Consider the following 25,567-nt stretch of genomic DNA (forward strand, 5'->3'; position numbering starts at 1 on the left):
CCCTGCGCTCGTCTTTAACATCGCCGCGCTTCCAAAGCTATCGCACATTAGCTGATTCTGATTGAGTTTGAGAAACATCGAAAAGCGAGAGCCGTATCTGTTATGATGCTGAGTGAGCAGCTTGGGTCCGATGCGGGGCTCTATTGTGCAGTTGGATCGGGGGAGGTGGGGAAGTTAGACACGGCTCCGGGCGAGGCAAATATGTGGTTGTGTATCGCCGATGAAACCACTTGCATCAACCCTCGGCCTCTGCTCGATTAGCACTAACTGAAGAAGGGGGGATATTATGAAGCTTGGCCTCGACGGAAAAGTCGCGGTTGTGACGGGGGCGGGCTCTGGGATCGGAGCCGCTATTTCCCTTCAACTCGGCAGCGAGGGGACTAAGGTTGTCGTTGCCGATCTTGACGCCGATGGAGCACGTCGCGTCGCCGACGATATCTGCGCGCAGGGAGGCAAGGCTTGTGCCTTTACAGTCGACGTTTCCGATGCAGAAGCCGTAAAGCGGTTGATCGATTTCGCCGTTCAAACCTATGGTGGCCTGCATCTGGCGGTGAATAACGCAGGGCTCGACGGTGTGCGAAAGGCAACCGGGGACTACCCGCTCGACCAGTGGCGTAAGTTGATGAGCGTCAATCTGGACGGTGCCTTTTATTGTATGAAATACGAGATCGCCGCCATGCTGCCGGGCGGCGGCGGCGCTATCGTCAACATATCTTCCATTCTCGGTTCGGTTGGATTGCCCCTTGCATCGGCGTACACGGCGGCAAAACATGGCGTTGTCGGACTGACGAAGGCTGCCGCAATCGAATATGCGCGAATGGGCATCCGCATCAATGCTGTCGGCCCTGGTTGGATCCAAACGCCGCTTTTGTCGGAGCATTTGGAAGCAACCAGCAGCCGACGTATGGAAGCGCTCCAGCCCATGGGCAGACGCGGAAATCCTGAGGAAGTGGCGGCTCTCGTGTGTTTTCTTCTGTCCGAACAAGCAAGCTTCATCACCGGAAGCTGCCATCTGGTAGACGGCGCTTACACGGCGCATTGAACAACGTTATCGGTTCTGCGTGTCGAGTAACGGGCTGAAGGCGCGGAAGACGTCCCCGACTTCGAAGAGGTGCCACTGAAGCGTTTCCGACATAAGCGAGCATTTCAATATTATGGCACGCTTTGTGAAATAACTTTAGTGCAAGAACGAGAACGGCCAATGACGCTTTTCTGGGGGCGTCCTTTCCTTTGGGAAACTCCACTTTTGCATGGAGCCTTTGTGGAATTTGGCAAGGAGCCGACCTCAATCGTATCTGCCGGCAATCTTTAACGATACCGCTCGGCGGCTCGATCCTCTCCTCGCAACATAACTCAACATCAAAGAACCCTGCACAACATTGCGCCCGGCATAGTGGCGTCATGAGCCGGGCCGATGCGACACGCGAACGCCCTCTCGTTCATGCAACAAAGACGAGGCAGTTTTCCATGCAGATTAAATCATTCATCGTTCTCGCGCTGGCGTCCTCAATGGCGGCACCAGCATTTGCCGCCGATCTCACCTATGAGCAGACTACGCCCGCGGCCGAGCAGAGTTACTCCGCCTACAACTGGTCCGGCTTCTATCTCGGTGCGCAAGGTGGCTACGCCTGGAACAAGGGGAGTGTTCTAGGCAGCGATCACAAGCTAGATAACGGCATAAGCGGCGTACATGCCGGATATAATTTCCAGACCGGCAACATCGTCTACGGTATAGAGAACGACTTCAATTACAACTTCGGGGACAAGAACGAGGCGAACCTCGATTGGGATGCTTCAGGTCGCGCCCGTGTTGGTTATGCACTCGATCGCACGTTGTTCTTTGCGACCGCCGGTGTGGCAGCCGCTGGCGGCAAGGTCGATGCATCTGGCGTCGGGAAGAAGGACGATATCCTGATCGGCTGGACGGCAGGCGGCGGCATCGAGCACGCCTTTACCGACAATATCATCGTTCGCGGGGAATATCGCTACTCCGATTTCGGAAAGAAGGACTTCGGGTCGGCCATCGGCGACTTCGGAGCGACCCAGCAGAAGGTACTTGTCGGCGCTAGCTACAAGTTCTGAGGGGCCGCCAAGATCGTACTGACCTCCAAGCTAAACGATCATGATGAGCTGAGGCGGCCCTGCCTCAGCTCATTGGCTTTTGGAGGGATGCGCAACCGCGGTGCCACAAGCTACCTGGACCTCGATCCTCTCAGTTGTCTCGTGAAATTCACCAAGATGACAAAGGCCACACGCTTAGTTGGAATCTGAATGCAAATTCTGCTTAACGCGCGAAACCGATTTCGGATGGTGGCGGCACTCCCGACTTCCTAGTGTGCCTGATGGGAGCAAATACGTGGGGCGGATCAGGTAATCGGTTGAGGAACGCAGCAATGCGCGAGCGTCCCTTCGAACATACTTGCGATATTTCTACTCCAAGCATTCATCGTCTGCGATGTAGTTGCCGCATTGGCAGACAGTTTTTTGACGGACGCCACCGTCCAAGGGCAGCCAACAGTCAAATCGACCAGCCTGCTGCCGAGGACGATCCAGCTTATGGCCGAAACGCCGACCGCGAGCGCAACATTTCTCAATCAAAAAACACACAGATCAAAACAGAAGTTGCCAAGGTTACGAGGCTGCGGCGCGCGGCCGACAGCTCCCCTATTGATTGGGCGATAGAAAGGATCGAGCGATGAAGTTACGAATAGCAACCATGATGGCCACAGCCTTGATGACGACAGTTTCAGCCGTTGCGCCAGCAGGAGCGCAGGTGGTCATTCACGAAGGTCCCAGGCCCGGTTACGATGATGACGACCAGGGCGAAACGGAATTCTTGCAGCGGTGGAACCAGCATCACGACATGCGAAACGAGTGGGGTTCAGGTTGGACCAACTTCGGACCAAACGATGCCCTTCGTTTGCTTGAGCGCCGCGGTTACCGCGTGAGGGACGTGCGTGACGTTGGGGAGCGATACCTGATTAAGGCCTATCGAGACGGTGACGATCTCCTGGTGAGCGTCTCTCGACGGGGAGAGATTGTTGGGGTCGTCCACGACCAAAACTGAAAGCCTTCTGCGGATGTCAACACGACGACCTCCGCGGCATGCTCTGCTCTGCTGCGCCTGTCAATGCGAAGTAAGCAAACGCCCAGGTGGCTAAGAGGCTAGAAAATCGTCGACGGAGGATAGGGCGGTGTATCGTCACGTATCCGGAATGATTACTACAACCATCCGTGTATGGCTCCGTCGTTCACCCCCCATAGTTTGCGTCACGAAATCAGAAGCGATTGCAATTTTGGGGTAGCGCGTTGCTATAGGCATTAACTACCGGCCGGTATGTTGCTAGGGGTTTGTTCCTAGAATTCGCGACTTTTCGTGGCTTCGGACATTTTTTTGACTTTCGGACATTTTGTGTGACGTCCTACACGTTTCCACAGCGGTTTGAGATACGCGAAGGGTTTAAGTTCCATAAGATGCGTTATGAACTTTTCGGTTGTAGCGGCTATTTAGTAATGCGACAGTTGGGCCAGTTAGAGATGCGACAGTCTCGCCTCTCGACGCACTGGTTAAAGCCAACGTTGGGAGCAAGGATGACGACCCTAAGCCTGGTCGAGACCATGAGCGGTTGGAGACGTCATGTCCTGTTTGATCACCATGTCGCAGAAAGAGTTGCATCGCCTCGAAGTCATCCAGAAGATCCGTGACGAACGCCTGAGCGTCGTGCAGGCTGCCGAACTGCTCGACCTCAGTCGAAGTCAGGTCCATCGGCTACTACAGGCCTATGACCGGGATGGGCCAGCCGGCCTCGTTTCGAAGAAGCGATTGCAGCCGAGCAACCGGCGCCACAGCGAGGAGTTTCGCAACGCGGCGCTGGATCTGATCCGCGAGCGCTATCCGGATTTCGGTCCGACGCTGGCGCGCGAGAAGCTGATCGAGGTGCATCAGATCTCGGTCGCCAAGGAGACGCTGCGGCAATGGATGACCGAGGCCGGCATCTGGGTTTCGCGTCGTGAGCGCAAGAAGCGGGTTTTCCAGCCACGCGGCCGGCGCGACTGCTTTGGCGAACTGGTGCAGATCGATGGCTCGCATCACTGGTGGTTTGAGAATCGCGGCCCCAAATGCGCCCTGCTCGTCTACATCGACGACGCCACCGGCAAGCTGTTGCATCTACGGTTCGCCGGGTCGGAGAACACATTCGACTACCTGCATGCGACGAAGGCGTATTTACAGCAGTGGGGCAAACCGCTCGCTTTCTACAGCGACAAGCACGGTGTCTTTCGTTCAACCCAGGCGTCGGAGAAAGACCGGACGAGCGGGTTGACGCAGTTTGGCCGGGCACTTTATGAGCTGAACATCGACATTATTTGCGCCAACACCCCGCAGGCCAAAGGCCGCGTAGAGCGGGCCAATCAGACGCTGCAGGACCGGTTGGTGAAGGAATTGCGGCTTCGTGGCATTGACACAATCGCGGCAGCCAACGCCTATGCGCCAGAATTCATGGCAGATTTCAATAAGCGGTTCGGCAAGCCGCCACGCAATCCGAAGGATATGCATCGGTCACTGGCCGATCATGAGAACCTTGATGGGGCCATGTGCCGCAAAGAAGTCCGCACGCTGTCGCAGGCCCTGACGCTGCGCTACGACAAGGTGCTGTTCATTCTCGACCCGACAGAGCGCGCAACGGCGCTGGCGGGTAAGAAGGTCATCGTCTGTGACTATCCGGACGGTCGCCTCGAGATCATGCATGAGAGTTATACCCTGCCCTACAGAACCTTCGACAAGCTGCGATCGGTGCATCGCTCGGCAGTCGTTGAGAACAAGCGTTTGGACGACATGCTGTCGATCGTCGCGGAGATGCAGGCTGGACGGGAACAGCAGCGCAGCAAGAGTGGTCCCAGCCGCGCCGGCCAGACGGATCATATGTTTGGAATACCGGATGGCAGCCAAAGCAACGGTTATCAGAAACGTGGCCGCAAGCCCGGTCGGAGGACGGATTTCATGAACGATCCGGCGGTGATTGCGCGGCGAGAGAAAGCGCTATCGAGGCAGCCAGCGGCGGAATAGGGATCGTCAATGCACGCCGATGTCGCTCTGCGTGTCCGATTCCAACTGCAGGCAAGCTGCCCAAAGTGGCGTCTTGTGGAAGGATCCGCCCTGCAGAACCGTGAGCCCCTCTCGGGCCTCATAGAGCAAGCCGAGCCAGCACAAGCGTCGAAAGACGCCATATTGGAGCTCGGATTTCAACTGCCAGGCTTCTAGGGTTATCTCCGTGTCCGACAGAGACGCGAAGTCCGGATAGAGGATCTTTACAACGTCCATTGGCGTGCAACCTTCTCTGGCCTTGATATTGAGAAGATTGAGGAACATGCGCCACCACCTTAATCGCGCCCGGACTTCTTCTTCTCGCTCGGTGGCATGGACATAGGAATAGAGATAATCTGTGGCGACCAGATCGAAGAAGGCTTGTGGGTTCACCAGAAACTCCCGTCCGCGTCTGGTTAGCAGCAGCACATCCTTTTTCCGGCGAAGAAGTTTCAGATGACGTGTCATATCGCGCACGACCCAGAGCGGCGGCATGTCGCTTTCGTTCAGCACCTTGTTCATGCTGTAGAGGTCTTCGGCTGTGAACCCTGGCCAGAGGAAGTGCACAGCGGCCCAATGCACGAACTTGCGGTTCATGGCGCCGGTCGCCGTCAATCCTATGCCACCCTCACCGTCAGCATAGGCAACAGACAAAAGCATACCGCGAAGAAGTGGTGACAGCGCGGTGATATTGACGTCACCCTGCAGTTTGATTTCCGGAAGCATCGTGCCACTTTGATCCCTACCCTGCGCCATGCAGATGCCGGAGAGTATCGAGCGGCAAAAGATCAATTGCCAGTGAGAAAGCTAAAGCCGAAGGGGAATGTTATCACCCGCCCCCTCCCTTCCCTTGCAACCGGATGAGCCGGTTCGGTCGGGGGCTGATCGCTAGAGCCAATGTCGCGTTTCTAACCGGCTGACAACGTCGCGCCTCTAATCAGCTTTGACATTGCTTGTAGCCGGGTGGGTTCAAGGATGAAGTGTCCTGTTTCTGCAAGGTTGGATGTCACTCTCCCCGCGTTTTGATGACGTGGGAGACTTGCGGATGGGATTGATTGCGATGAGCGGGCGCGATCTGCAGCGGATTGAGGTTTTGTCGAAGGTGATCGACGGCCGGATGGCGATGGTGTCGGCAGCGCATGTTCTGGCAGGCTTGCGGCGTTGCCCGGCATGGGGTGCGGGAGTACTATTCAATCCGGCCCTTTCAATGAAGCGGCGCATTGAGCCTGCTCCTCAAGAATGAGCAGGCAGAGGGACCGGAAGTGGTGCGGGAGCATCGCTGGGGAGGTCCGAGATGAATAACGCGCCTTCGAACGACAACCCGTCGAAACAGGCGGGCGTCATCCTTTCCGACGAGGTGCATCTGGCGACCATCAATGCCGACGTCCTCGCCTTGCTGCCCGACCCGGCGACCGCGCGGCTTTGCCTCGACGTCGCCGAGGATGCCGCGCGCGCCGTCCACGGTACGATGGCCGCCGCCCATGTCGGGGCCGATCCGGAACGCATGATCGTCGCGCCCGAGGAAATCGACCTGCAGATCCTGAGGGACATGAACGAAGGCTCGCCGCATGAGCGGCTCAATCGCGTGACGCGGGCCTTCAAGGAGTGGAAGAGCGATAGCTCCGATCGCAACGACCTCTCCCTTGACGATTGCAGTGGCGAACTCAATCGCTGCGTCCCGAGTGAGTGCCATGAGACCGCGCTCGTCGTCGCCCCGTGCCATGGCAACATGGACGCCCGCGACGCGTTTCACGACCTTCTGTTCAACGAACACAAACTGGTGCTGGTGCCGCCTCGTGGTCCCTACGCCAGGAACCTTCTGGGGCACGTGGTAATCGGCTGGAAACCACACGATAACGCGCAGCGAGCGGTGGTCGCCGCGAGACGCTGGCTGGCAGCCGCCACCCGCGTCACGGTGCTTTGCGTCAACGACAAACCGGATGGCAGCTACCAGTTCACGGCCAGAGAACTATTGCATCAGCTCGAACTCGAAGGCGACGTCGTCGCCGTCAGTTCGGATGGTCGTTCGGTTGGAGATACGATCCTGGACTTCGCGGCGTCCGAAAACGCAACCTGTCTCCTGATCGGCGCGTTCAAGCACGGATATCTATTGGAAGTGCTTCTCGGCCGTGTCACTCGGTTTCTTCTATCGCACGCTACCCTTCCCTTGATGCTGAAGCATTAGACCATGTCGCGCAAAAGTGCGCAGCGGTTTCGCGACAACGACATGCACAAAATGAAGAGCCTAAAGCGCAAGGAGCGAATCTGAAAGATCGCGATGCGCTTTAGCGCCACGCTGGTCTGGCATGGCAATCATTTGACGACGAGAATTGGCAGGGTGCCAGCTCCACCAGCCTGTCAGTGATGCTGCCGATCAGGTGGTTGTGGAGGGCGGAGTGGCCCATATAACCGATGATCAGAAGATCGAACCGCTGTCGATCGATCAGGATCTTGTCGAACATGTCACCCCTTCCCTTCAACCAGCGCCGGATGGGTCGTTTCATCGATCGGTTTGAAGGCGGGCTGGAACCAGCGCTGCGCGATCAGCGTCGGCACCACCGCGCTCCCGATCACCGCAGTCACCAGGATCGTATACTGTTGCTGGTCGATGATGTGATTGGTCAATCCGAAGAGTGCCGAGATCGTTCCGAAGGTCAGCCCGGTTGACATCAGCAAGGTCGTGTACATCCCCTCGCGCGCCTCGAACCGGAACGCCCGCGTCAGCGGAAGGATACCGACGAACTTGGTCGCCATCTTCACCGCAAGGAAAACGACGATCAGCCCGGCAGCGGTTGCAACCGCGTGGAAATCGACCAGCGACCCGGCCTTCAGGAAATAAAACGGCGTTAGGATGGTGAAAGCGATGATACGCATGCGGTGCGGCAGTTCCGGATCGGTAAGGAAGGCGGGTGCGAGCGCCATGCCGACCAAATAGGCCGGCAGCACCGCCTCGCTGCCAGCGACCATCGCCATGCCGCCCAGTCCAAGCAACACCAGGGAGACGAATTTGGTCTCCGGCTCGCTGACACGATGGCCAACCTTTCCGAAGAACCAGGGCGCGAAACGCGGCAGCATCCAAAGGGCGGCGGCCGTCACTGCTCCGAACAGCGCTAGCGAGTAGTCGAAATTGGCGAAGACAACGCCGAGAGCGAGCACCGTGCCAAGATCGTTGATGAAGCAGGCGGCGAGGATGATCTTGCCGATTTCGGTCTTGTTGAAGCCGGTTTCGATCATCACCGCATAGACGACGGCGACCGAGGTCGTCGATAGCGAGATACCGGCGATCTGTGACTGCGGCCAAGTCCAACCGATGCCATACAGGGCGTAGAAGAGAACCGCGACATAGGGAGCAGCGAAGCCAATGATGCCGATCGACATGCTCGACCAGAAATGTTTGCGGATGACACTTTTGTCGATCTCGGTTCCGGCCAGGAAGGTGAGCAGGATTGCGCCGAAGCCGGCGAGGAAGTTCACCCAGTCGGTAAGGTGCAATCCGACCGTGTTACCGGCGATCGCGCCGACGATGATTTCGACAAGGGCGACAGACATCGCCACACGGATCGAGATGATCGAAGCAAGAAGCGCCAGTCCGAGCCAGACGGCGGAAATCAGCCAAACATTCTCCATCACACGCCTCCCCCGGCTTCTCAAGCCGGCTACGGGTCTAATCGTATGCATGGAAATTGGCGGAACAGACGTTTCCCGTTCGGGTCCCGTCCAAAGACGCTCCTGCCGTCATTCCATACGGCAGGAGTCATCAGCTCATCGAGCAATTTCGGGGAACTCCATCCCCATCGGGTTATATTATAGCGCTGCGGCGTGAACCCGCAAGTGAACGCAGCAAGGGCTCGCCCCTGCGGGGAGCCTCTATGCAACCTGCTTCCACGCCACCCACATCGCGATCAGGCCAACATCAATCCACATTTTTGCTTTGACGTCAGGCGCGCTAGGAGATCGCGATGATCTCAAGTTCTTGATCACCTATGCTGATTTCATCCCCAATCGCTTTACCCAATAGAGACTTCGCCACTGGGGATACGAAGGAGATTGATCCGGCCTTCGGATCGGCTTCATCCTCTCCCACAATGCGATAGGTCTGCACGCGTCCGTCGCTGCGGCTGAAGGTTACCGTGCTTCCAAAAGCAACGATGTCAAATGACGTTGGGCTGGGGATTACCTGCGCTGTGCGAACTCTTGCCGAAAAATATCGCGTGTCCCGCAAGGGAATTGCCGCTTGTCGCCGTCGTTCATTCACGTCTTCGATCGCACTTGCGGCATCGTAGGCTTCGCGCGCTTTTTGGAGCTGCAATTCCAGCGCTTCCAGTCCCGCCTCCGTAACGAGGTTCGGGTGAGGTGAAATTGCACGGTCGGGCAGCAAAGTTTCCGAAGCTGTTTCGGCACTTTCTTCCTTAACGAACGCAGTGCTCATTTCGAACTCCGTTTTGACGGCAAGCGAGCCGCTATCGACACGTCGGTGGCTGTCACCGGCGCAGATTAATTCCATTCGATTTTTCTGATGGTCACAGGCGGCTACGATACCTCAATCTTAGGCGAACGACGACAGATTTATGACGGATGGTCACTTACCGGCGCGCGTCGCCGACGGAAGAGCCCTCATTTCTGGAGTGCGTCAACGGCGATCATTGCGACGATTGCAGGAACCTCTATGCTGCCGTGATGCGAAAATCAGGCGCAAAGCCGAATTAAATATCGGCTATTTGCGAGGCAGTGGTTGGATATGACGATGAGCAGTTTTAGCCGCCCGGACCTGAGCGACATTCACCGAGGCGACTGGGTGGATAGCCGATTGCCCGCAGCGTGGCGGCCCTACGCGCGTCTGGCGCGGCTGGACCGTCCGGTGGGGATATGGCTTACGCTTTTCCCCTGCTGGGCTGCGCTTGTCCAAGCGTCGCATGGCTTTCCGGACCTTCGGCAACTCGCAATCTTCTCTCTTGGCGCCTTGCTGATGAGAAGCGCGGGCTCCACCGTCAACGACATTGCGGATCGCAAATTTGACGGTCACGTCGAGCGGACACGCTTTCGACCCTTGGCAAGCGGACAGATCGGCGTGCCGCAAGCCCTTGCCTTTCTGATCATGCAGCTGGCACTGGCAGCTTCGCTTCTATTTTTCCTGACGCCCTATGCGCGTTTGATCGCGATATGCGTTCTGCCGCTCGTATTCCTATATCCATTTTGCAAGCGCTTCACATATTGGCCCCAAGCCGTTCTGGGCGCGGCATTCAACTGGGGAATGCTGATGGCATGGGCCGAGGTTACAGGACATATCCCGGCCGGCGTTGTCCTCTTGTGGCTCGGAGCTGTCGCATGGCAGATTGGTTACGACACCGTTTATGCCTATGTCGACACAAAAGATGACACCCGCCTCGGCCTGAAATCGACGGCGATCCTGTTTGGCCAGCGCGGAAAGGCCTGCATCGGTTTGTTCTACGCGCTGGCGGTCGGGGCGTGGTCCGTTGGAGGGTGGATGTTGGGCATGTCGCTCCCCTACGCGATTGGAATGCTGGTGATCGCCGCACATCTTGCCTGGCAGACAGGACGGATTGACCTTGCTCGTCCAGATGTCAATTTCCGGCTGTTCCTAGCGAATATTCTGACCGGGGCGCTGCTTGCAGGCGCAGCTTTCGTTGGCACGTTGTGAGAAATTCAAAGCTGCCACATTGGCAAGTCGTCGTCATTGCCGTTCCAGTGTATTCCCGCCGTGGAACCTGCCGAAGTGACGGGCAGCGAACAACGATATCGCGAACGCGCCGAGACCGATGACAAGGGCATCGACGCCGTCGTCCCAATGAAATGCACCGAACCGGACCAGCAGCAGGTATGCCAGCACGAGATTCGCAAAACCCCACAGGACATTCACGGTCGATGACGATAGCCCTTCCCCGCGTGGCTGGGCGAACGGTGACTGAAAGGGCCTGCCGAGGACCCCGCTGACCAGGTGAGGAACCGCATTCATCAGGAAAACGCCCCCGCCAAACAAAAGAAAATAATGAAGCCAATTCAACATTCTATACGTCCCGCTTCCCAAGCTCGTTGATAATGTCCTCGGTTGTAGCGGTTTCGCCAAGCCGGGGGAATATATTGCGGATGCTGTATTCGTGCGCCTCAGGGCGCGTGTCTGTCATGGCATCGACCACCAAAGCGACATTGAAACCTGCCTCGTAGGCTTGACGTGCGGTCGCCTCGACGCCGGTGCCGGTCGCTACGCCAATGATCACGACCTGCGTCACATCCAGAAACTTCAACCGATAATCAAGATCGGTCGTCGCGAATGCTCCCCAGCTGCGTTTGGTCACGACGATATCTGTGGGCTGCTGATCGATTTGCGGGATGAAGTCCGTGAATCCTACCGGAAGCGGTTCTGTATGCCGCCTTGGCTGCTCCGTACGGCCGGGCGCGCCGCCGGCCGCATTGACGAGAATCACCGGGAGATTGCGTTTGCGAAATGCACGAAGGAGCGTCGCAGAGCGATCGATGACAGGAACGATCGGCTCTATGAACGGCGCATCAATGATCCCTTTTTGAAGATCGACAACGATCAGTGCGGTTTTTCGATCGAGCGTGGTCAGCGCCATTGGGCCTCCTAATATATCGGCGAGTTCAAAATCGGCGTCATTCGTCGGCTATCAATCGCGCCAAAATGGCGATTGCCGATAAGACCTGTTTGTGCTCTGCGGCCGATAGCTTGGCCTCGATAGTTCTTGCGAGCCAATCCTGACGGGCCGCCCTGCCCTCCTGGATCAGCAGGCGGCACTTGTCTGTCAGTGAAAGGATTGTCTGACGACCGTCCGAGGGATCGGGTATTCCCGCAACAAGCCCTGACGACTCCAGTGCGGCAAGAAGCGCGCCCATCGACTGTGGACGCATGCCCTCAGAGCGCGCGAGCGCCGAGGTAGTCATCGGGCCTTCCTTTTCCAGTCGAACAAGTGCTGATGCCTGGCTCGATGTCAGGTCTCCAGCATGGCCCTGCTCACGGAGCTTTCGCTTTAGCTTGCTCGCGAACGCCCGCAGCTCTTCTGCAACGGTTGAAGCAAGTGGTGGTTCAGCGACTGCGGGCTTATCGATCATGCAAAACACTTATCAGATACGAAGCTGACCTACAAAGGTAAACTTCACACAGACGGTCGATCCGGCGAGAGAGTGTGCGACCAGCAGGCTAATGCGGCCCTGCAACCACGCCATGAAATCGACCGCGAAATATTACCTCGCCGATCTCTCCGGCGCGCTCAAACAGCGAGAGGTCAAGGGCTTCCGCGATCGGCTGTTTGCGGAAATGGTGGACCCTTAAGAATATCCTGAGCAACCTCGCTCAGATCGTTGTTTAGCTGATGATCGCGGTGTGGGAGAGAGCGGACGACCGCTTGTGGGATAGCCTTGGCATAAAGCTCGGCGTGCGCGAATGGAACGGTTTCGTCTTCGCTCCCATGATAGATGAGTACGGGCAGCCCGACAGGCAGACGTTGAGAAAAGTTGGTGCGTGCTATGATGTCGTCGCTCGGCCACCCGCCCTCGCCGATAAACGGCGTCGAGATAAGAATGAGGGCGCCGGGCCTGAATTTCGGGCGCTTGTCAGCAAGTACGTGGATGAGAACGGTTCCACCGATGGAATGACCGACAAGGATGGCACCATCCTCGAGGACATCGAATTCATGCAGCAGTGCTGCCTTCCAGGTCTGATAGCGTGGATCGTCCGCATCAGGCATTCTTGGATATCGGATGGAGTAGTCTCGGCCGAGTTCACGCTCAAGGCTCTGGACCAGTTTAACGTCCCATTCGTCGTGCGCTGTGGCTCCCGCACCTTGAATGAAGAGTATTTGTCTCGGCATAGCGTGATCTCCCCATCCGCGTCAGACGCCTTCACGCCGCCAATCGCGTTCAGACCCTGCTCAGCGTCGCCCTTCGCCAGGCCTGCTGCCGATGCTTTTCTCGTGTTGACGAGTGAGGCGGGGCCGCCACTTCGTCCGACTAACAATAGTGCAAAGGCAGACAGGATCCAGCTCGCTGTCCACTCCCCCGGAAAAAGCGCTCGGCAGTTGCGCTCATTCGTCGGCCAATATCCCGCAGTCATGGCGGAACCGTCATTCGTGGATAAGGGTTATGGTCTGCATAGGAGGTTGCCATGATCCGCAAGCTGAAGTCTGGTGAGTACCGCCTCTACACGCGCAAGGTCGATCCGAAGACTCTCAAACGCAGAAATCTCGGCACGTTCAAATCACGCGCGGAAGCTGAGAAGCATGAGCGCGAGGTGCAGTATTTTAAGCACCATTAGCCGCGTTCATTGAAAGACGAGCCAAGCGGGGGCACATGCAAGACGCTCTTTCTGCCGTCGAGAACCCATCTGAAACAGCATTGGCCGCCACTCTTGAAGATGGCGGGGCAAAATTGCGTCCATTCGTCGTAATGCTGTAGCCAATGGAAGCTATCTGACAAGGAGGCATTTGTTTCAGATGCCTGGATGGGAGCCATCTTCCAAAGGCCGCTCTTGTCCAATCGCGGGTGCGCTCGCAGAGCTATTCGAAAAAATTTTCATTTCGAATGATAAAAATGGCAGGAATTCGCGTTAAGGATACGTTCGGGATGCGAGGAGTGTCCCTGATGATTTTAGAAAGAGGACATCATGAAAAAGCTGCTTATCGTAGCCTTCACTTCCGTGGCGGCGCTAACCGCAATTGTTTCTACCGCTGACGCGGCTCAGGGATGTGGTGCTGGATTTCATCGCGGTCCCTATGGCTACTGCCGTCCGAACCCCGCACCAGGCGGCGCTGTTGTTGTCGTGCCTGGAGGTCCGAGGGTAGGCGTTTATTATCACGGACATGGCTACTGGGATGGCCACCGCTACTGGGTGCATCGTGAATATCATCGCGGGGGCTGGCGTTACTATTGAGGCTCAGCCTCGCTGGGTCGGTTGATTGACCGACCCATTTGCAAAGAGGGCGTAATCTTGACTTGCCCTCACTATTCCAGCGCCAGCCAATGCAGGCGCCTGCATAGTCCAACCGCGACCAGCAGGACGGTGGCATAGACGAGAGCGCCCGCACCAATCTGAAGGGCTACAACGGTCTGCCACGGCCAATCCTCGTAAAAATACTGCCGGACCAGTCCCACCGTCACAAGCATTGCGAGGCTGGACGGCGCGATCAGCAGGGTTGCCCCCTTCGAAATCTCCCGCCAATCTACACCCGCGAACTTCGACTGCAATCCGATGGCCGTCGCCAGCGCGAACGCCGCCGTGAAGCATTGTGCGATCGCCAGTGCCCTTAATCCGAACCGAGCGACCATAACAACCACCGCGAGCGAAACGGCGACGTTCAGCAGCGTAACGGGAAGCCGATGCCGGATGTTTCCAACGACGGACAGCGACGCCTCATTGATGTAACCCGGCGAAAGCAGCAACTGCCGCAGGCAGAGGAAAGGGATTATGGCAGCAGCGGGCATCCACACCTCGCCAAGCAGCAGCCGCACCACAGCATCGGATATCTGCGCCAGTCCGAGATACATGGGCGCGGCGAGAGCGATGAGAGTGAGAAGGAACCGGACGCCGGCGCGACCGACCGATCGCTCCGGTGCAGCAGCCTGCAGATGGGCGCGCCGGAAAACCACCCAGCTCAACTGTCGGGCCGGCTCGCCCAGCAGTTCTGAAACAACCGCGACGACGCGCTCGGCTGCACGGTAGAACCCGGCGTCCGCTATCCCGAGAAAACTTCCGACGACGAGCGTGCCCGAATACGACCCGAGGAAAACGACAAGGCGATTGCCGACGATCTGGCGCGAAAACGCCATGACCTCGGCAAACATGGGCTTCGTCAAACGCAGGCGCGGTAGCCGTTTCACGGCATAGATCGAACCGATGAGCAGAACGAGCTGGCAAACTATTTTGGCCGCCGCCAATGCCGACGCATACCCATGCAAGTAGAGCAACGCCACTGCGGCGATCAGACCCGACGCCTCCCCTGCGATCCTGACGATCGCACGTGGACCCAGGCGGCCATAAGCGACGAGCGCTCCATCGTAAGCCGCGGTCAGCGCGGCAGGCAACATCCAGCAGCTGAACAGAGCAAGAAGCGCGCTTTGCGATTCATCGCCGCTGAAGGCGTAGAGGACGGCGGCCGCAATCGCTCCGGTAGCGGTAAATAAGCAGCCACTGAAGAGCGAGAGGGTGGTGACCTGGTCGAAGCAATCCTCCTCGTCACCAGCCTTCATCATGAATTCCGCCCACCCACCTTCCGCCATCACCACGATCAGCATGGCAATGGCGGAACCGAAGGCGTAGTACCCGAACTCCACCGGCCTCAACATGCGCGCAGCAACGAAGAACGTCGCGATCTGGGACATCAGCGAAACGATCTTCGCCGTAACGATCCAAGTTCCGCCGGAGATGATCGCCGGGATTGGCCGACGCGTGCCGGCCGAGATGGATTCCGCTCGATTCCGGCGGCTCTCGATATTTGTGTCTTCGACGGGCGAAAGCATCGTCAATGCTCCTGGCTGACAGGTCGCCGGCCGCCAATAGCCTGAACCGACGGCGGCCGAACGGGAACCTGGGGAAAGCTACCGATCTGCGAGGTGGAAGATGACGGAATATCGCACCGCCCAATTCGGCTCTCGGCGGTCCAGAGGCTCCCGCGCCCAGCGCAGCCAGGGCCAGCCATTCTTCGACCCATCCGAAGCCCATATCTCCTCCTGGCTAGTCAGCACGGGTCGGAATCCGGATGCCTTCAACACCTTGGTTTTGACGTCGAGATCAATGCCGTCGACGATCAGATATCCGCCGGGAGCGACCAGCCTCATCATGTTGCGGAGACACCGTTCGGCCACCCGGTCCTCCATCGGTCCCATGAAATTGTTCGCCAGCAAGAAATCCTGCCGACCGACGAGATCCAGCAATCTGCCATCCGTCGCGTCCGCGGTGAGCCAAGTGACATCCTGTCTGAGCCAGTCCTTCACCTGCAGTGAGCCATCCGGAAGCGGCTGCAGGATCTCCATGAGTGACGGCACGTCGACGCTTGCGACTTCCGCCCTGCCCGCGATGTAGAGGCTTCCTTCGGCAGCCGGAACGTCCGGATGGTAGACGCCCCGCCTTGCCACCTCCACGACTTCGCTCGATATGTCTGCGCCGAGCGCCGTGAGCCGCAGATCGCTCCGAATCTTCCTGACCGAATAAAGAACCGAATACAGTTCGGCGCCCGTACTGCAGCCGACCGAAGCGATCCTGACGTTGCCATTGCGCGGGTATTGAGACGCGAGCGCTCCTATGAGCGACAGCAGCGGCGGGTTACGCATGAATTGGGTGTAGTGAGACTGAACCCGCGAGGTGTTGCGTGTGAACCTACGGTAGATATATCGCCCCGTGCGGAACATGAATGGCGTTCGCCGCACAGGGCTTGGGATGGTCTCCCAGAACGCGCGGCAAACGCGACGGGGAGCCTGACGGAGAGTGTTGAAACTGGTCATAGACGCCGGCATCGAGAACTCCTGCAAACGTGCAGCCATCTCCTGCGGAGATCGAGCAAGCACAAGGATTTGAATGGGATCGGGACACTCGCGAACACCAGGCTGACCTGCGTCGTCATCGACAGGCTCGTTTGAAACTTGCCGAAACCTACGCCTGCAGACGCCGGATAAATTCGGCGGCCGCGGTCTTAGGTATGTCGGCAGATTTCGAGTTCCGCGCGGCGGAGGACCACTTGTCCTACCGACGCCTGTCGAAGGCAAAAAAGCCTGGCTGGGTTAGACAGGGCACGTTGGAGGGCGCTGAAGGTTTTGGGGATCGGCAGGAAACAGCCTTGGCCAATCCCTCGCGAAAAATGTCCGCACAATCTCAAGTTCCGGGAGAACGAGCGGCAAACTGATGACGCAGAAGGCCGAATAAACGGCGCGACGGCATTTGCGCAAGATTTTCGTCGGCCGCGTTAGCCTGGGTCCTTCGCCGCGGACAATCTGTGTACAGTCATGAGTGTTGCGCCGCGAAACAACCGAAGCCGCCGTGTGGTATAGCCTATGATGACTCGTCGCTGATGGGACGCCCGGGACGTGCAAGGCAAGCACCAAGGCGGCCAGAAGACTGGCGATCATCAGGAAATTCTGAGCCAACGGAATCCGGAACATAGTCATACGGAGAGCTTAACCCCGTACACTCCTTCGCCTCAATTCGGCAAACCGGATCTACACACGGACCAAAGGGCGTAGTGGCGAACTTGTGCCGGCCCACAACCATTGATCAGCGGAGTCCTGCCCCATTGGGGATCTTGTCAACATCCTGAGCCCGGGACGAGTCGAGACCGAAATCCTCGATAAGCTCGGCGTATGGGACGTCGAGCGCCCCGCATTCGTAGACTGCATGGCTTCCTTAGAGGATCCACAATGCTTGGATATGACGCAGGTTGGCCGGCTGCCGAAGTGGATCGCGACGACTGTCGTGACGGCGATCCGGCACAAGGCTATCGGCTGCCCGCCGATCAATTGAATTTGCGACTGTGTTCGTGATTGTCCCACGAAGCCGGATGATCTGCCGGCTGCGCCAGGATGACTATTTTTCAATGCGCCACGACCCGTCCCAATCTTGGGAGGGTGGATTTACCTTGAGGTTTTCGATGCGGTCCAGCAGGCCCAACGATGGTCCGTCACCAGGCATCACCTCCAGCGACGCCTTGAGCGCGCGAAGCGCATCATCCCACCGACGTTCGCGGTATGCGGTGAGCCCTTCCCGATAAAAGTCCCGTGACGCCAATCGTTCCGGTGCCAGCTCGCCATTGCGTCCAAGCACCTCAAAAACCGCCTCCGGATGCGTTTGGCCCGCGACCACGATCCGATCGACTTCGCGGAACTCGAGTGCGGTACCCGCCGCGGCCATTGTTCTCTCACATACCAGATTGCGGGTGCCGTAAGCCTTATTTGCGCCTTCCAGGCGCGAGGCGAGATTTACGACATCGCCCATCACCGTATAACTCATCATGATGTCTGAGCCGATGCTTCCGACCAAGGCGTCACCCGTCGCAATGCCTATCCGCAAATCGCATTTCTCCATCGGCGTGCCGCGGACACCCAGCAGTTCGGGAATTTCCCGACGCAACGTCTCGATGCGCTCGATCATTTCCACAGTGGCGAGGCACGCAAGTCGCGCGTGATCAGCCTCGTCAACAAATGGAGGGCCCCAATAGGCCATGATGCCGTCGCCGATATATTTGTCGATGATCCCGCGGTTGGTGCGGATAGGTTCGGACATAAGCGAAAAGTAGCGGTTCATGACCTTGACCAGACCTTGGGGCACCAAGCCTTCGCTCAGGCTCGTAAATCCCCTCAGATCGCAGAACAGCACCGTCATCAACCTGCGCCGACCTTCCGTTGCGGTCAAGTTTGGGCGATCGATAAGGCCTTCCACCACGCGGGGATCGATGTATTTGCCAAAAGTTTCCCTGACGCGCTGGTTTTCGCGCAGCTGCACGACCATCCGGTTGAATGCGGCGGCCAGCTCTCCAATTTCGTCGCGCGTCGTGACATCGATGGATTGATCGAGATGGCCCGCCTCGACGGCGCGCGTACCCTCGAGCAATTGCCGGACCGAGCGAATAATGCCACCGCTCACAAGGTTGGCGAAAATTAACCCGATGACCGCGGCAAGCAGCGTGGCGATCGCGGAGATCAGGACTGCCTGAGATTGCTGCGCCCTAATCGTTGCGATGGCGCCGTAGCTCACTTTCAGCATCTCCTCCCGAAGGGCGTCGATCCTTTGATTGAGTTCATCACGCAGCGCATCGACGCGTGAAAGGTGATCTCTCACGCCGTCAAAATCCCGCGCATCGAGGCGTGCAAGCAGTTCTCCAATCTCCTGGTTCAGAAGGCGACGGCCATCACTCATCAGGCCGTCGAGCCGGCTGTCGATGCGTGCCAGTGCTGCATTGTCAGAAGGCGTACTTGTATCCGCGATGATTGCATTGATGAGCTCGCGTGCAGTCTGCACCTCGCGGTCGGTTTCGGCAGCCTTCGCGTCAAATAGCTGCTTGCGAGCCTGGTACCCCGTCTCATCGGGCGGCTCCTGCATCTTTGCGATCATCATGCGACGCAGTGCAAGAGCTCGTTCAAACGACAGGATATTGATCCGCGCCAAATGCTCGTTTACCGGATTGTACCTTGCCGTCAGCTCATCGAGCAGATGACCCACCCTCCCAACCATCGCCATCGACAGTACAGAAGTCGCGATCATCAGGACGATCAAGCCGGCAGCGATCGCGACGATCCTCCTCCTGATCGACTGTTTGATCATCGAGCCGGAAAATTTCCTTAAGTTCTGGAAAAGTGAAAGCATTTGAAATGTCTATTCCCCCGCATGCGCACCTCGATCCCGCCTGAATTGTCGTAACACAAAGCTGCTTATGGTTGAAGGCGATCGGCGATTCCGGGTCGGGTCGAGGCGATTGCTCCATGACCCACAGCGTTACGTTCCCCAGGGACGGAAGCTACAAAGCAAGGCGTCGGAGATATTTCGTAGGACCGCGAGAATTGCGAGTATTCGGCCCTTTCCGCTGCGGCCGAATCCGGCATAGGTTAGGTCGACCCGACTCCAGACAAGGCTGACGCTCCATGGCAACGCATCGTTTCACTCCGACGGCCTATCACAACGTCATTGGTTCTCTTCCTCCGGCGTTGCACATCGCCAATGGCGACACGGTCATCACTGAGACGCTAGATGCCGCCGGTTACGATAAGGAAGGCATCCAGCGGGCTTCCGGCCCGAATCCGATGAACGGTCCGATTTTTGTCGAAGGCGCGGAACGGGGCGATTCATTGAAGGTCGAAATCCTCGGCATGGTGCCGACGCGCGGCACAGGCTTCACCCGGAGTGTCGTTGCCGGCAATGTCGTTGACCCGGAAGACGTGCGGACGCTGCCGCCGAGTGACAAGGTGATCTGGCAGATCGATCGCCAGGCATTGACGGCCCGGCTTTCCGAGCCGGTCGCCGGTCTCGAATCTTTCGTTTTGCCGCTGTCGCCCATGATCGGCTGCTTCGGCGTCGCACCGTCGCTCGGCCAGGCCATATCCACCGCCACCAGCGGTGAATACGGCGGCAATATGGATTACCGGCTCCTCGGACCCGGCACGACAATCTGGTTTCCGGTATCGGCGCCGGGCGCCCTCTTCTTCCTTGGCGATTGCCATGCCGTGCAAGGCGACGGCGAGATCGTCGGGACCGGCATCGAGACCACCTTCGAAGTGACAGTGCGGCTCAGCGTCGAAAAGAAGAAGACGATCGTCTGGCCGCGTGGCGAAACCGCCGACGACATTTTCACCATCGGCAATACCCGACCGCTCGACCAGGCGCTGCAGCATGCGACCAGCGAAATGCTGCGCTGGCTGACCTCCGATTATGGGCTCGACAAAACCGCCGCCAGCCATCTGCTCGGTCAGGTCGTGCGTTATGACGTCGGGAATGTTTTCGATCCGGCCTATACGATGGCCTGCCGTGTTTCAAAGGCCTGGCTGGCACGGCGGTAGGCTTGCGAAATCAATCAACCCGCGTCCAGCGATTGATCCCGCTTCTGGCGTGAGACGTTCATCTCCTGCCGCTCTCGGGCCATGCTGCTGACGGCGGCGCGCAGTCGCGGGTGGCGGGACATGAACAGGTTGAAGTCGCGGCGTTCCAGCACGAGGAATTGACAGAAATCGACCGCCACCACGTCGGCAGTGCGGCGTGCGCCCGTCAATAGCGCCATCTCGCCGAAGAACGAGCCGGCGCGGAGTGGAATCTCGTCGTCCTCAAGCTGCACTTCGACCGCACCGGACGCAATGAAATACATGCTGTCGCCCCGGTCGCCGGTGCGGATGACGCGATCGCCGGGCGATGCCGACCTTGGCCGGAAAAGCAGCAGAAGTTCTTCTTGTGCGCTTTCATCGACTTTGTCGAACATCGGAAACGTCTCGATCAACTGCTCGATTTCAAGATGATGCTGCCGGTCCCGCGCCTCGCGCTGCGCGCCGATGGCGGCCAGTTCACGACGTAGCCGTTCTTGCTTTGCCGCTCCATAGCCGGCCGTCAGTCCCGGCCACCGGGAAATAGTCCATTTCTCCAGCCTTCCAATGCCGGCGAAAACCAGCGGGTTGACCGTGATCGACAATATGGCGCCTGCAAGAATCAGATTCTGCCCTTCGCGCGGCAGGAGACCCAGCGAGATGCCGAGGGCGGCCAGGATGAAGGAAAACTCGCCGATCTGGGCAATCCCGGAGGCAACTGCAAACCCTATGTTAGGGGGATAGCGCAGCAACGTCACGACGCTGAAAGAGCTCAGCGATTTGCCGAGAATGATAACAGCGAGCACCCCCAAGATCATCAGCGGTTCGCGCACCAGTACCGACGGATCGAAGAGCATGCCGACGGAAACAAAGAACAATACCGAAAAGGCATTCTGCAATGGCAGGGAATCGGCCGCAGCCCGATGGCTGAGACGGGATTCGCTCATGATAAGACCGGCAAAGAACGCGCCGAGTGCGAAGGAAACGCCGAATATCTCCGCTGCGCCAAAAGCGATGCCGAGCGCGATGGCAAGGACCGACAGGGTAAAGAGTTCGCGCGAACCGGTCCTTGCAACGGAGGTCAACAGCCAGGGGACGACCCTCGGGCCGAGGAAAATCGCAATAGCGGCAAAAGCCGCCACCTTGACAAGGGTAATGCCGATGGTCAGCCCGATTGGCCCGGTACTGGCTTGAGCGCCGGCATCAGCGTCACCGCCAAGGACTCCGGCAAAAGCCGGTAACAGCACGAGCGCGAGCACCATCGCCAGATCTTCGACGATCAGCCAGCCGACGACGACGCGGCCGTTGGCCGTACTGACCAGATTGCGCTCTTCCAACGCTTTCAGCACCACAACGGTACTGGCGACGGCAAGGCTCAAGCCGAAGACCAGACCGGCACCTATGCCCCAGCCCCATAGTGACGTCAGGCCAATACCCAGGAGTGTGGCAATGGTGATGTGACCGATGGCGCCGGGAATCGCGACCCCCCGCACCGCGAGCAGATCGGCTGCCGAAAAATGCAGGCCGACGCCGAACATCAAGAGGATGATGCCGATTTCGGCCAGTTGCGACGCAAGCGCGGTGTCGGCGACAAAACCAGGCGTCGACGAACCGATCATCACGCCGGCAACGAGGTATCCGACCAACGGCGGCAGATGCAGCCGGTCAGCGAGATAGCCGAAAATGGCCGCAAACACGAAACCGGCGGCGATCAGTGCTATCAATGCGACGTCGTGCGGCACGTCGGCCCTTTCCCAGTTCACGGCGTTACCGCCAAATTCCCTCTGTTTGATGCTAGGCTAGCATCGCTCTTGCGGGGACGTCTACCGGTTCGGGCATGATCCGGAAAAACGCAGGGTGTTTTCGGACAACATCATGCGAAGCCAAAAAGCAATCCGCCGCGCCATTTGCAGGGCGCGGCGGAGAGAGCAAATGCTTATTGATCCAGAACGATCTGCAGCTTCACATCGCTCGGCCGGGCTTCCACGGCACGATCGAAGGCTTCGATCGACTGCTCGAATTTGAAGGTTTCGGAGATCAGCGGCTTCAGATCGACGCGGCCGGATGCGATCAGAGCGATGGAACGCTCATATTGATGCGCATAACGGAAGACGGTCTCGATGCGGATTTCCTTCGTCGATGCCGTGGAGACATCGAAACCCACCGGCGCCACCGGCAGACCGACGGCGACGATAACGCCGCCGGGACGCGGCAGTTCCATCACCGTTTCCCAGGCCTTCGGCGAACCGGAGCATTCGAACACGACATCGGCACCCCAGCCGTCCGTCAGCCGCTTGACCTCTTCGACCAGGTTCTTCTCGCGAATATTGACCGGGATTACGCCTTGATAGTGAGCGGCGATATCGAGCTTCGGCTGAGCAAGATCTGCAACGATGACGCGGGCGCAGCCCCGGCAAGCGCGGCGATGGCAACCATGGTGCCGATCGGGCCGGCCCCGAGCACGACAGCCGTGTCGCCGGGTGTGATCTTCGCCTTGGTGGCCGCCTGCATACCGACCGCGAAAGGCTCGACCATGGCGCCCTCGGCGAAGCTGACATTGTCAGGTAGTTTGAAGGTATAATTGGCCGGATGCACCACGAAGGGCGTCAGCACGCCGTGGATAGGCGGAGTCGCCCAGAAAGTGACCGCGGGGTCGACATTGTACATGCCAAGACGGCTGGCCTTGGAATTGGAGTCCGGAATACCGGGCTCCATGCAGACGCGGTCGCCGACCTTCAGATGCGTCACACCCGTGCCGACTTCAACAACTGTTCCGGCTGCCTCATGGCCGAGTACCATCGGCGCATTGACGACGAATGGGCCGATACGGCCGTGCGTGTAGTAGTGCACGTCCGATCCGCAGACGCCGACCGTGTGGATCTTGACCTTCACCTCACCCGGCCCGACCTCCTGCGGCAAGTCGATATCGCGTAGCGCCAGCTCATGCTGACGCTCCAGTACCAGGGCACGCATCTTGCTCATCACGTCTTTCCTCTGTTCGGAAGCAATCTCCCATCCCCGCATGACCGCGAGGACATTCATCGTTTGTTATATAGCCGTGGTCGCCGCCACAAAATGATCTTTCTGCCAAGAAAGGGGCAAATTGAGGCAGCTCCACACAAGACGGGCGAAGCGCTCACCAATCCAAAGGATTAGGTGCCCCTTGTTAAAGGTAGTTCTATTATTAGTATTGACTAGCGTTTGATTTTACTGCCTTTTAGCACGCGAGGAACGGGGAGACATGTAAATGGTATATGACTGGACCGGTCAGCGCACGCGTCGCTTAAAAATGTTACGTGCCGCAAGTATGGCAGTGCTTCTTCTCCTTTTGATCGCAGTGCCTGCCCTGCTCTTACGCTATAACCTTATCCACTATCATTTTTGAGCCGCTAAGCGGCGATGGGTCCCACCTGCCTGCTCCTGCCAAGGCGACCGTTTAGGCCGCCTTTTTTGCGCTCGATTTCGGCTTGCGCGAAACATTCTCGCCGGCCTTTGGGTCGAGCGGCAGGCAATCCACAACGGCGAGCAAAGCGATGATCCCAAGCATGACGAAAGCCAGGCGGAACTCGATGGCGGTGATCCCGTTCATGCCAAGCGGCGCGCTGATCGCCTGGCCGATACGGATGCCGATGGCGCCGACGGCAATCCCCATGCCCATGGTCACTTGAAAGGCCGTGCTGAACACCGTGTTCGCCCCTGTCATCTGCTGTGCCGGGATGTCGGCAAAGGCGATGGTGTTCAACGCCGTGAAATGCATCGACCGGCACATGCCGCCAATAAACAGCACCGGGATGACGAACCAGAGGGACGTATCCGGCGAAAACAGTGCGCAGGCAGCGATGAAGATCGCATTGAGGATGCCGTTGACCAGCAGCACCGGCTTGAACCCGAAGCGCCGCAGGATCGGCGTCGTACCCGGCTTCATCGCTAGATTGCCGGCAAAGACCGCCAAGGTGAGCATGCCGGCGTGAAAGGCGGTGAGCCCAAAACCGACCTGGAACATCAGCGGCAGCAGGAAAGGCACAGCGCCGATGGCGATGCGAAAGAGCGAGCCGCCGGAAATAGTGATGGCAAAAGTCGACTGTTTCAACGCCACTAAATCGATCAGGGGATGTTCGGTTCGCCGGAAATGGAACACGGCGGCGGCTAGAAGAGCAAGGCCGACAATGACATAGGCCCAGGCTTCCAGCCAGACCGGATCGGGACGGCCGATCAGCTCCAGACCATACATCAGACTCGCAAGCCCGAAACCGCTGATGACGAAGCCAATCCAGTCGAACGGCGGCCGCGCGGCGTTCTTGGTCTCCGGGATCAGCATGAGAGCGAAGACGAACGCCAATATGCCGAGCGGCAGATTGAGGAAGAAGATCCAGCGCCAGGTCGCATGATCGGTGATGAAACCGCCGAGCGGCGGCCCCAAAATAGGCGCCACGAGCGCCGGCCAAGTGATCGTCGCAATTGCCGAGATCAATCGATCCTTCGGCGTATTGTTGAGAACCACGAGGCGGCCGACCGGCACCATCATCGCACCACCGATCCCCTGCAGGATTCGCATGGCGACAAAGGAGCCGACACTGTCGGCAAAGCCGCAGAGAACTGAAGCCAGCGTGAAGACCACGACGGCAGTCGTGAAAACCAGCCGGGCGCCGAAACGATCGCTGATCCAGCCGCTGATCGGGATGAAGACCCCGAGCGTCAGCAGATAGGCACTCATGCCGATATTGAGATCGACGGGTCGGGCACCGAAAGACACGGCCATCTGCGGCAGCGCAGTGGCAATAACCGTGCCATCGAGATTTTCCATGAAGAAGGCGCCGGCCACGAGCAATGCAATCAGTAGCGGGCGCGAACCGGAAACCTGTGCCGGCTCCGCCCGCTTGCGCGTGGACATATCAGTCATTCACAAATTGCTCCGAATCCGCCTCACATCTCCTGCTATTTAAACGGTTCGGAACCGTTTCC

The 25,567-nt window shown here is 58.3% G+C and carries 23 protein-coding genes, 2 pseudogenes and 1 riboswitch; of the genes and pseudogenes, 11 read left to right on the top strand and 14 right to left on the bottom strand.

Going from position 1 to position 25,567, the window contains the following annotated elements:
• Positions 1 to 286 precede the first annotated feature (286 nt).
• The 4 genes from CCGE525_RS30150 to CCGE525_RS30175 all read left to right on the top strand — a co-directional run bounded on the left by CCGE525_RS30150 (position 287) and on the right by CCGE525_RS30175 (position 5,065).
• On the top strand, positions 287 to 1,042 hold the full coding sequence (locus tag CCGE525_RS30150) for an SDR family NAD(P)-dependent oxidoreductase (protein WP_120707887.1): 756 nt from the start codon (positions 287 to 289) through the stop codon (positions 1,040 to 1,042).
• Between the two features lie 425 nt (positions 1,043 to 1,467).
• Positions 1,468 to 2,082 (top strand): outer membrane protein, encoded by a 615-nt coding sequence (locus CCGE525_RS30160; protein ID WP_120708704.1) that lies wholly within the window; start codon positions 1,468 to 1,470, stop codon positions 2,080 to 2,082.
• A gap of 311 nt (positions 2,083 to 2,393) precedes the next feature.
• Entirely contained in the window at positions 2,394 to 2,699 is a 306-nt protein-coding gene (locus CCGE525_RS38540; protein ID WP_162950349.1) for a hypothetical protein, read from the top strand.
• A 938-nt stretch (positions 2,700 to 3,637) separates the two neighbouring features.
• Positions 3,638 to 5,065 (top strand): ISNCY family transposase, encoded by a 1,428-nt coding sequence (locus CCGE525_RS30175; RefSeq protein WP_120704178.1) that lies wholly within the window; start codon positions 3,638 to 3,640, stop codon positions 5,063 to 5,065.
• A gap of 6 nt (positions 5,066 to 5,071) precedes the next feature.
• Here CCGE525_RS30175 and CCGE525_RS30180 read toward each other — a convergent pair whose 3' ends face one another.
• A complete protein-coding gene (locus tag CCGE525_RS30180) occupies positions 5,072 to 5,809 on the bottom strand; it encodes a hypothetical protein (RefSeq protein ID WP_120704177.1) in 738 nt (245 codons plus the stop codon).
• 319 nt (positions 5,810 to 6,128) lie between these two features.
• Here CCGE525_RS30180 and CCGE525_RS30185 point away from each other — a divergent pair, with 319 nt between their 5' ends.
• Both CCGE525_RS30185 and CCGE525_RS30190 read left to right on the top strand, forming a co-directional pair.
• On the top strand, positions 6,129 to 6,326 hold the full coding sequence (locus CCGE525_RS30185; protein ID WP_120707890.1) for a hypothetical protein: 198 nt from the start codon (positions 6,129 to 6,131) through the stop codon (positions 6,324 to 6,326).
• 51 nt (positions 6,327 to 6,377) lie between these two features.
• The gene (locus CCGE525_RS30190; RefSeq protein ID WP_120707891.1) at positions 6,378 to 7,268 is read left to right on the top strand and encodes a universal stress protein; all 891 of its coding nucleotides are present in this window, start codon (positions 6,378 to 6,380) and stop codon (positions 7,266 to 7,268) included.
• A gap of 100 nt (positions 7,269 to 7,368) precedes the next feature.
• Here the strand turns inward: CCGE525_RS30190 and CCGE525_RS30195 are convergent, their stop codons facing one another.
• The 3 genes from CCGE525_RS30195 to greA form a co-directional block, all read right to left on the bottom strand.
• Entirely contained in the window at positions 7,369 to 7,545 is a 177-nt protein-coding gene (locus tag CCGE525_RS30195) for a universal stress protein (protein WP_120707892.1), read from the bottom strand.
• 1 nt (position 7,546) lies between these two features.
• On the bottom strand, positions 7,547 to 8,710 hold the full coding sequence (locus CCGE525_RS30200) for a cation:proton antiporter (RefSeq protein ID WP_120707893.1): 1,164 nt from the start codon (positions 8,708 to 8,710) through the stop codon (positions 7,547 to 7,549).
• Positions 8,711 to 8,824: 114 nt separating this feature from the next.
• Positions 8,825 to 8,885: riboswitch (Fluoride riboswitch) on the bottom strand.
• 144 nt (positions 8,886 to 9,029) lie between these two features.
• Positions 9,030 to 9,512, bottom strand: a complete 483-nt coding sequence (gene greA, locus CCGE525_RS30205; RefSeq protein WP_120708705.1) for a transcription elongation factor GreA — start codon at positions 9,510 to 9,512, stop codon at positions 9,030 to 9,032.
• Positions 9,513 to 9,827: 315 nt separating this feature from the next.
• On the opposite strand from greA, the gene ubiA reads away from it, so the two are divergent.
• Positions 9,828 to 10,742, top strand: coding sequence for a 4-hydroxybenzoate octaprenyltransferase (gene ubiA / locus CCGE525_RS30210; RefSeq protein WP_120707894.1), 915 nt, complete (start codon positions 9,828 to 9,830; stop codon positions 10,740 to 10,742).
• A gap of 33 nt (positions 10,743 to 10,775) precedes the next feature.
• Here ubiA and CCGE525_RS30215 read toward each other — a convergent pair whose 3' ends face one another.
• The 4 genes from CCGE525_RS30215 to CCGE525_RS30230 all read right to left on the bottom strand — a co-directional run bounded on the left by CCGE525_RS30215 (position 10,776) and on the right by CCGE525_RS30230 (position 12,927).
• The gene (locus CCGE525_RS30215; protein ID WP_425375924.1) at positions 10,776 to 11,105 is read right to left on the bottom strand and encodes a hypothetical protein; all 330 of its coding nucleotides are present in this window, start codon (positions 11,103 to 11,105) and stop codon (positions 10,776 to 10,778) included.
• A gap of 4 nt (positions 11,106 to 11,109) precedes the next feature.
• Positions 11,110 to 11,676 (bottom strand): isochorismatase family protein, encoded by a 567-nt coding sequence (locus CCGE525_RS30220; protein ID WP_120707896.1) that lies wholly within the window; start codon positions 11,674 to 11,676, stop codon positions 11,110 to 11,112.
• 37 nt (positions 11,677 to 11,713) lie between these two features.
• Positions 11,714 to 12,169 carry a MarR family winged helix-turn-helix transcriptional regulator gene (locus tag CCGE525_RS30225; RefSeq protein WP_120707897.1) on the bottom strand — a complete coding sequence of 152 codons (456 nt, stop codon included), beginning with the start codon at positions 12,167 to 12,169 and terminating at the stop codon, positions 11,714 to 11,716.
• 173 nt (positions 12,170 to 12,342) lie between these two features.
• Entirely contained in the window at positions 12,343 to 12,927 is a 585-nt protein-coding gene (locus CCGE525_RS30230; RefSeq protein ID WP_120707898.1) for an alpha/beta fold hydrolase, read from the bottom strand.
• A gap of 293 nt (positions 12,928 to 13,220) precedes the next feature.
• Here CCGE525_RS30230 and CCGE525_RS30235 point away from each other — a divergent pair, with 293 nt between their 5' ends.
• Positions 13,221 to 13,370, top strand: coding sequence for an SPOR domain-containing protein (locus CCGE525_RS30235; RefSeq protein ID WP_120707899.1), 150 nt, complete (start codon positions 13,221 to 13,223; stop codon positions 13,368 to 13,370).
• A gap of 348 nt (positions 13,371 to 13,718) precedes the next feature.
• A complete protein-coding gene (locus tag CCGE525_RS39930; RefSeq protein WP_120707901.1) occupies positions 13,719 to 13,985 on the top strand; it encodes a GCG_CRPN prefix-to-repeats domain-containing protein in 267 nt (88 codons plus the stop codon).
• A gap of 71 nt (positions 13,986 to 14,056) precedes the next feature.
• On the opposite strand, the gene CCGE525_RS30250 is transcribed toward CCGE525_RS39930, so the two are convergent.
• A complete protein-coding gene (locus tag CCGE525_RS30250; protein ID WP_120707902.1) occupies positions 14,057 to 15,571 on the bottom strand; it encodes an oligosaccharide flippase family protein in 1,515 nt (504 codons plus the stop codon).
• Between the two features lie 78 nt (positions 15,572 to 15,649).
• Complete coding sequence (locus CCGE525_RS30255; protein WP_120708706.1) at positions 15,650 to 16,564, bottom strand: CheR family methyltransferase; 915 nt, start codon at positions 16,562 to 16,564, stop codon at positions 15,650 to 15,652.
• A gap of 784 nt (positions 16,565 to 17,348) precedes the next feature.
• Here CCGE525_RS30255 and CCGE525_RS30265 point away from each other — a divergent pair.
• Positions 17,349 to 17,450: pseudogene (locus CCGE525_RS30265) on the top strand (short-chain dehydrogenase); the annotation flags it as partial.
• Positions 17,451 to 17,627: 177 nt separating this feature from the next.
• Here the strand turns inward: CCGE525_RS30265 and CCGE525_RS30270 are convergent.
• Positions 17,628 to 19,361 (bottom strand): adenylate/guanylate cyclase domain-containing protein, encoded by a 1,734-nt coding sequence (locus CCGE525_RS30270; protein WP_120707904.1) that lies wholly within the window; start codon positions 19,359 to 19,361, stop codon positions 17,628 to 17,630.
• A gap of 317 nt (positions 19,362 to 19,678) precedes the next feature.
• Here CCGE525_RS30270 and CCGE525_RS30275 point away from each other — a divergent pair, with 317 nt between their 5' ends.
• Complete coding sequence (locus CCGE525_RS30275) at positions 19,679 to 20,590, top strand: acetamidase/formamidase family protein (protein ID WP_120707905.1); 912 nt, start codon at positions 19,679 to 19,681, stop codon at positions 20,588 to 20,590.
• 14 nt (positions 20,591 to 20,604) lie between these two features.
• Here CCGE525_RS30275 and CCGE525_RS30280 read toward each other — a convergent pair whose 3' ends face one another.
• The 3 genes and pseudogenes from CCGE525_RS30280 to CCGE525_RS30290 form a co-directional block, all read right to left on the bottom strand.
• Positions 20,605 to 22,347: a cation:proton antiporter domain-containing protein gene (locus tag CCGE525_RS30280; RefSeq protein WP_120707906.1), complete on the bottom strand. Its 1,743-nt coding sequence runs from the start codon at positions 22,345 to 22,347 to the stop codon at positions 20,605 to 20,607.
• A gap of 194 nt (positions 22,348 to 22,541) precedes the next feature.
• Positions 22,542 to 23,587: pseudogene (locus CCGE525_RS30285) on the bottom strand (NAD(P)-dependent alcohol dehydrogenase).
• Positions 23,588 to 24,041: 454 nt separating this feature from the next.
• Complete coding sequence (locus CCGE525_RS30290) at positions 24,042 to 25,496, bottom strand: DHA2 family efflux MFS transporter permease subunit (protein WP_120708707.1); 1,455 nt, start codon at positions 25,494 to 25,496, stop codon at positions 24,042 to 24,044.
• Positions 25,497 to 25,567: the final 71 nt, after the last annotated feature.

The sequence above is a fragment of the Rhizobium jaguaris genome, assembly GCF_003627755.1.
Taxonomy (GTDB): Bacteria; Pseudomonadota; Alphaproteobacteria; order Rhizobiales; family Rhizobiaceae; genus Rhizobium; species Rhizobium jaguaris.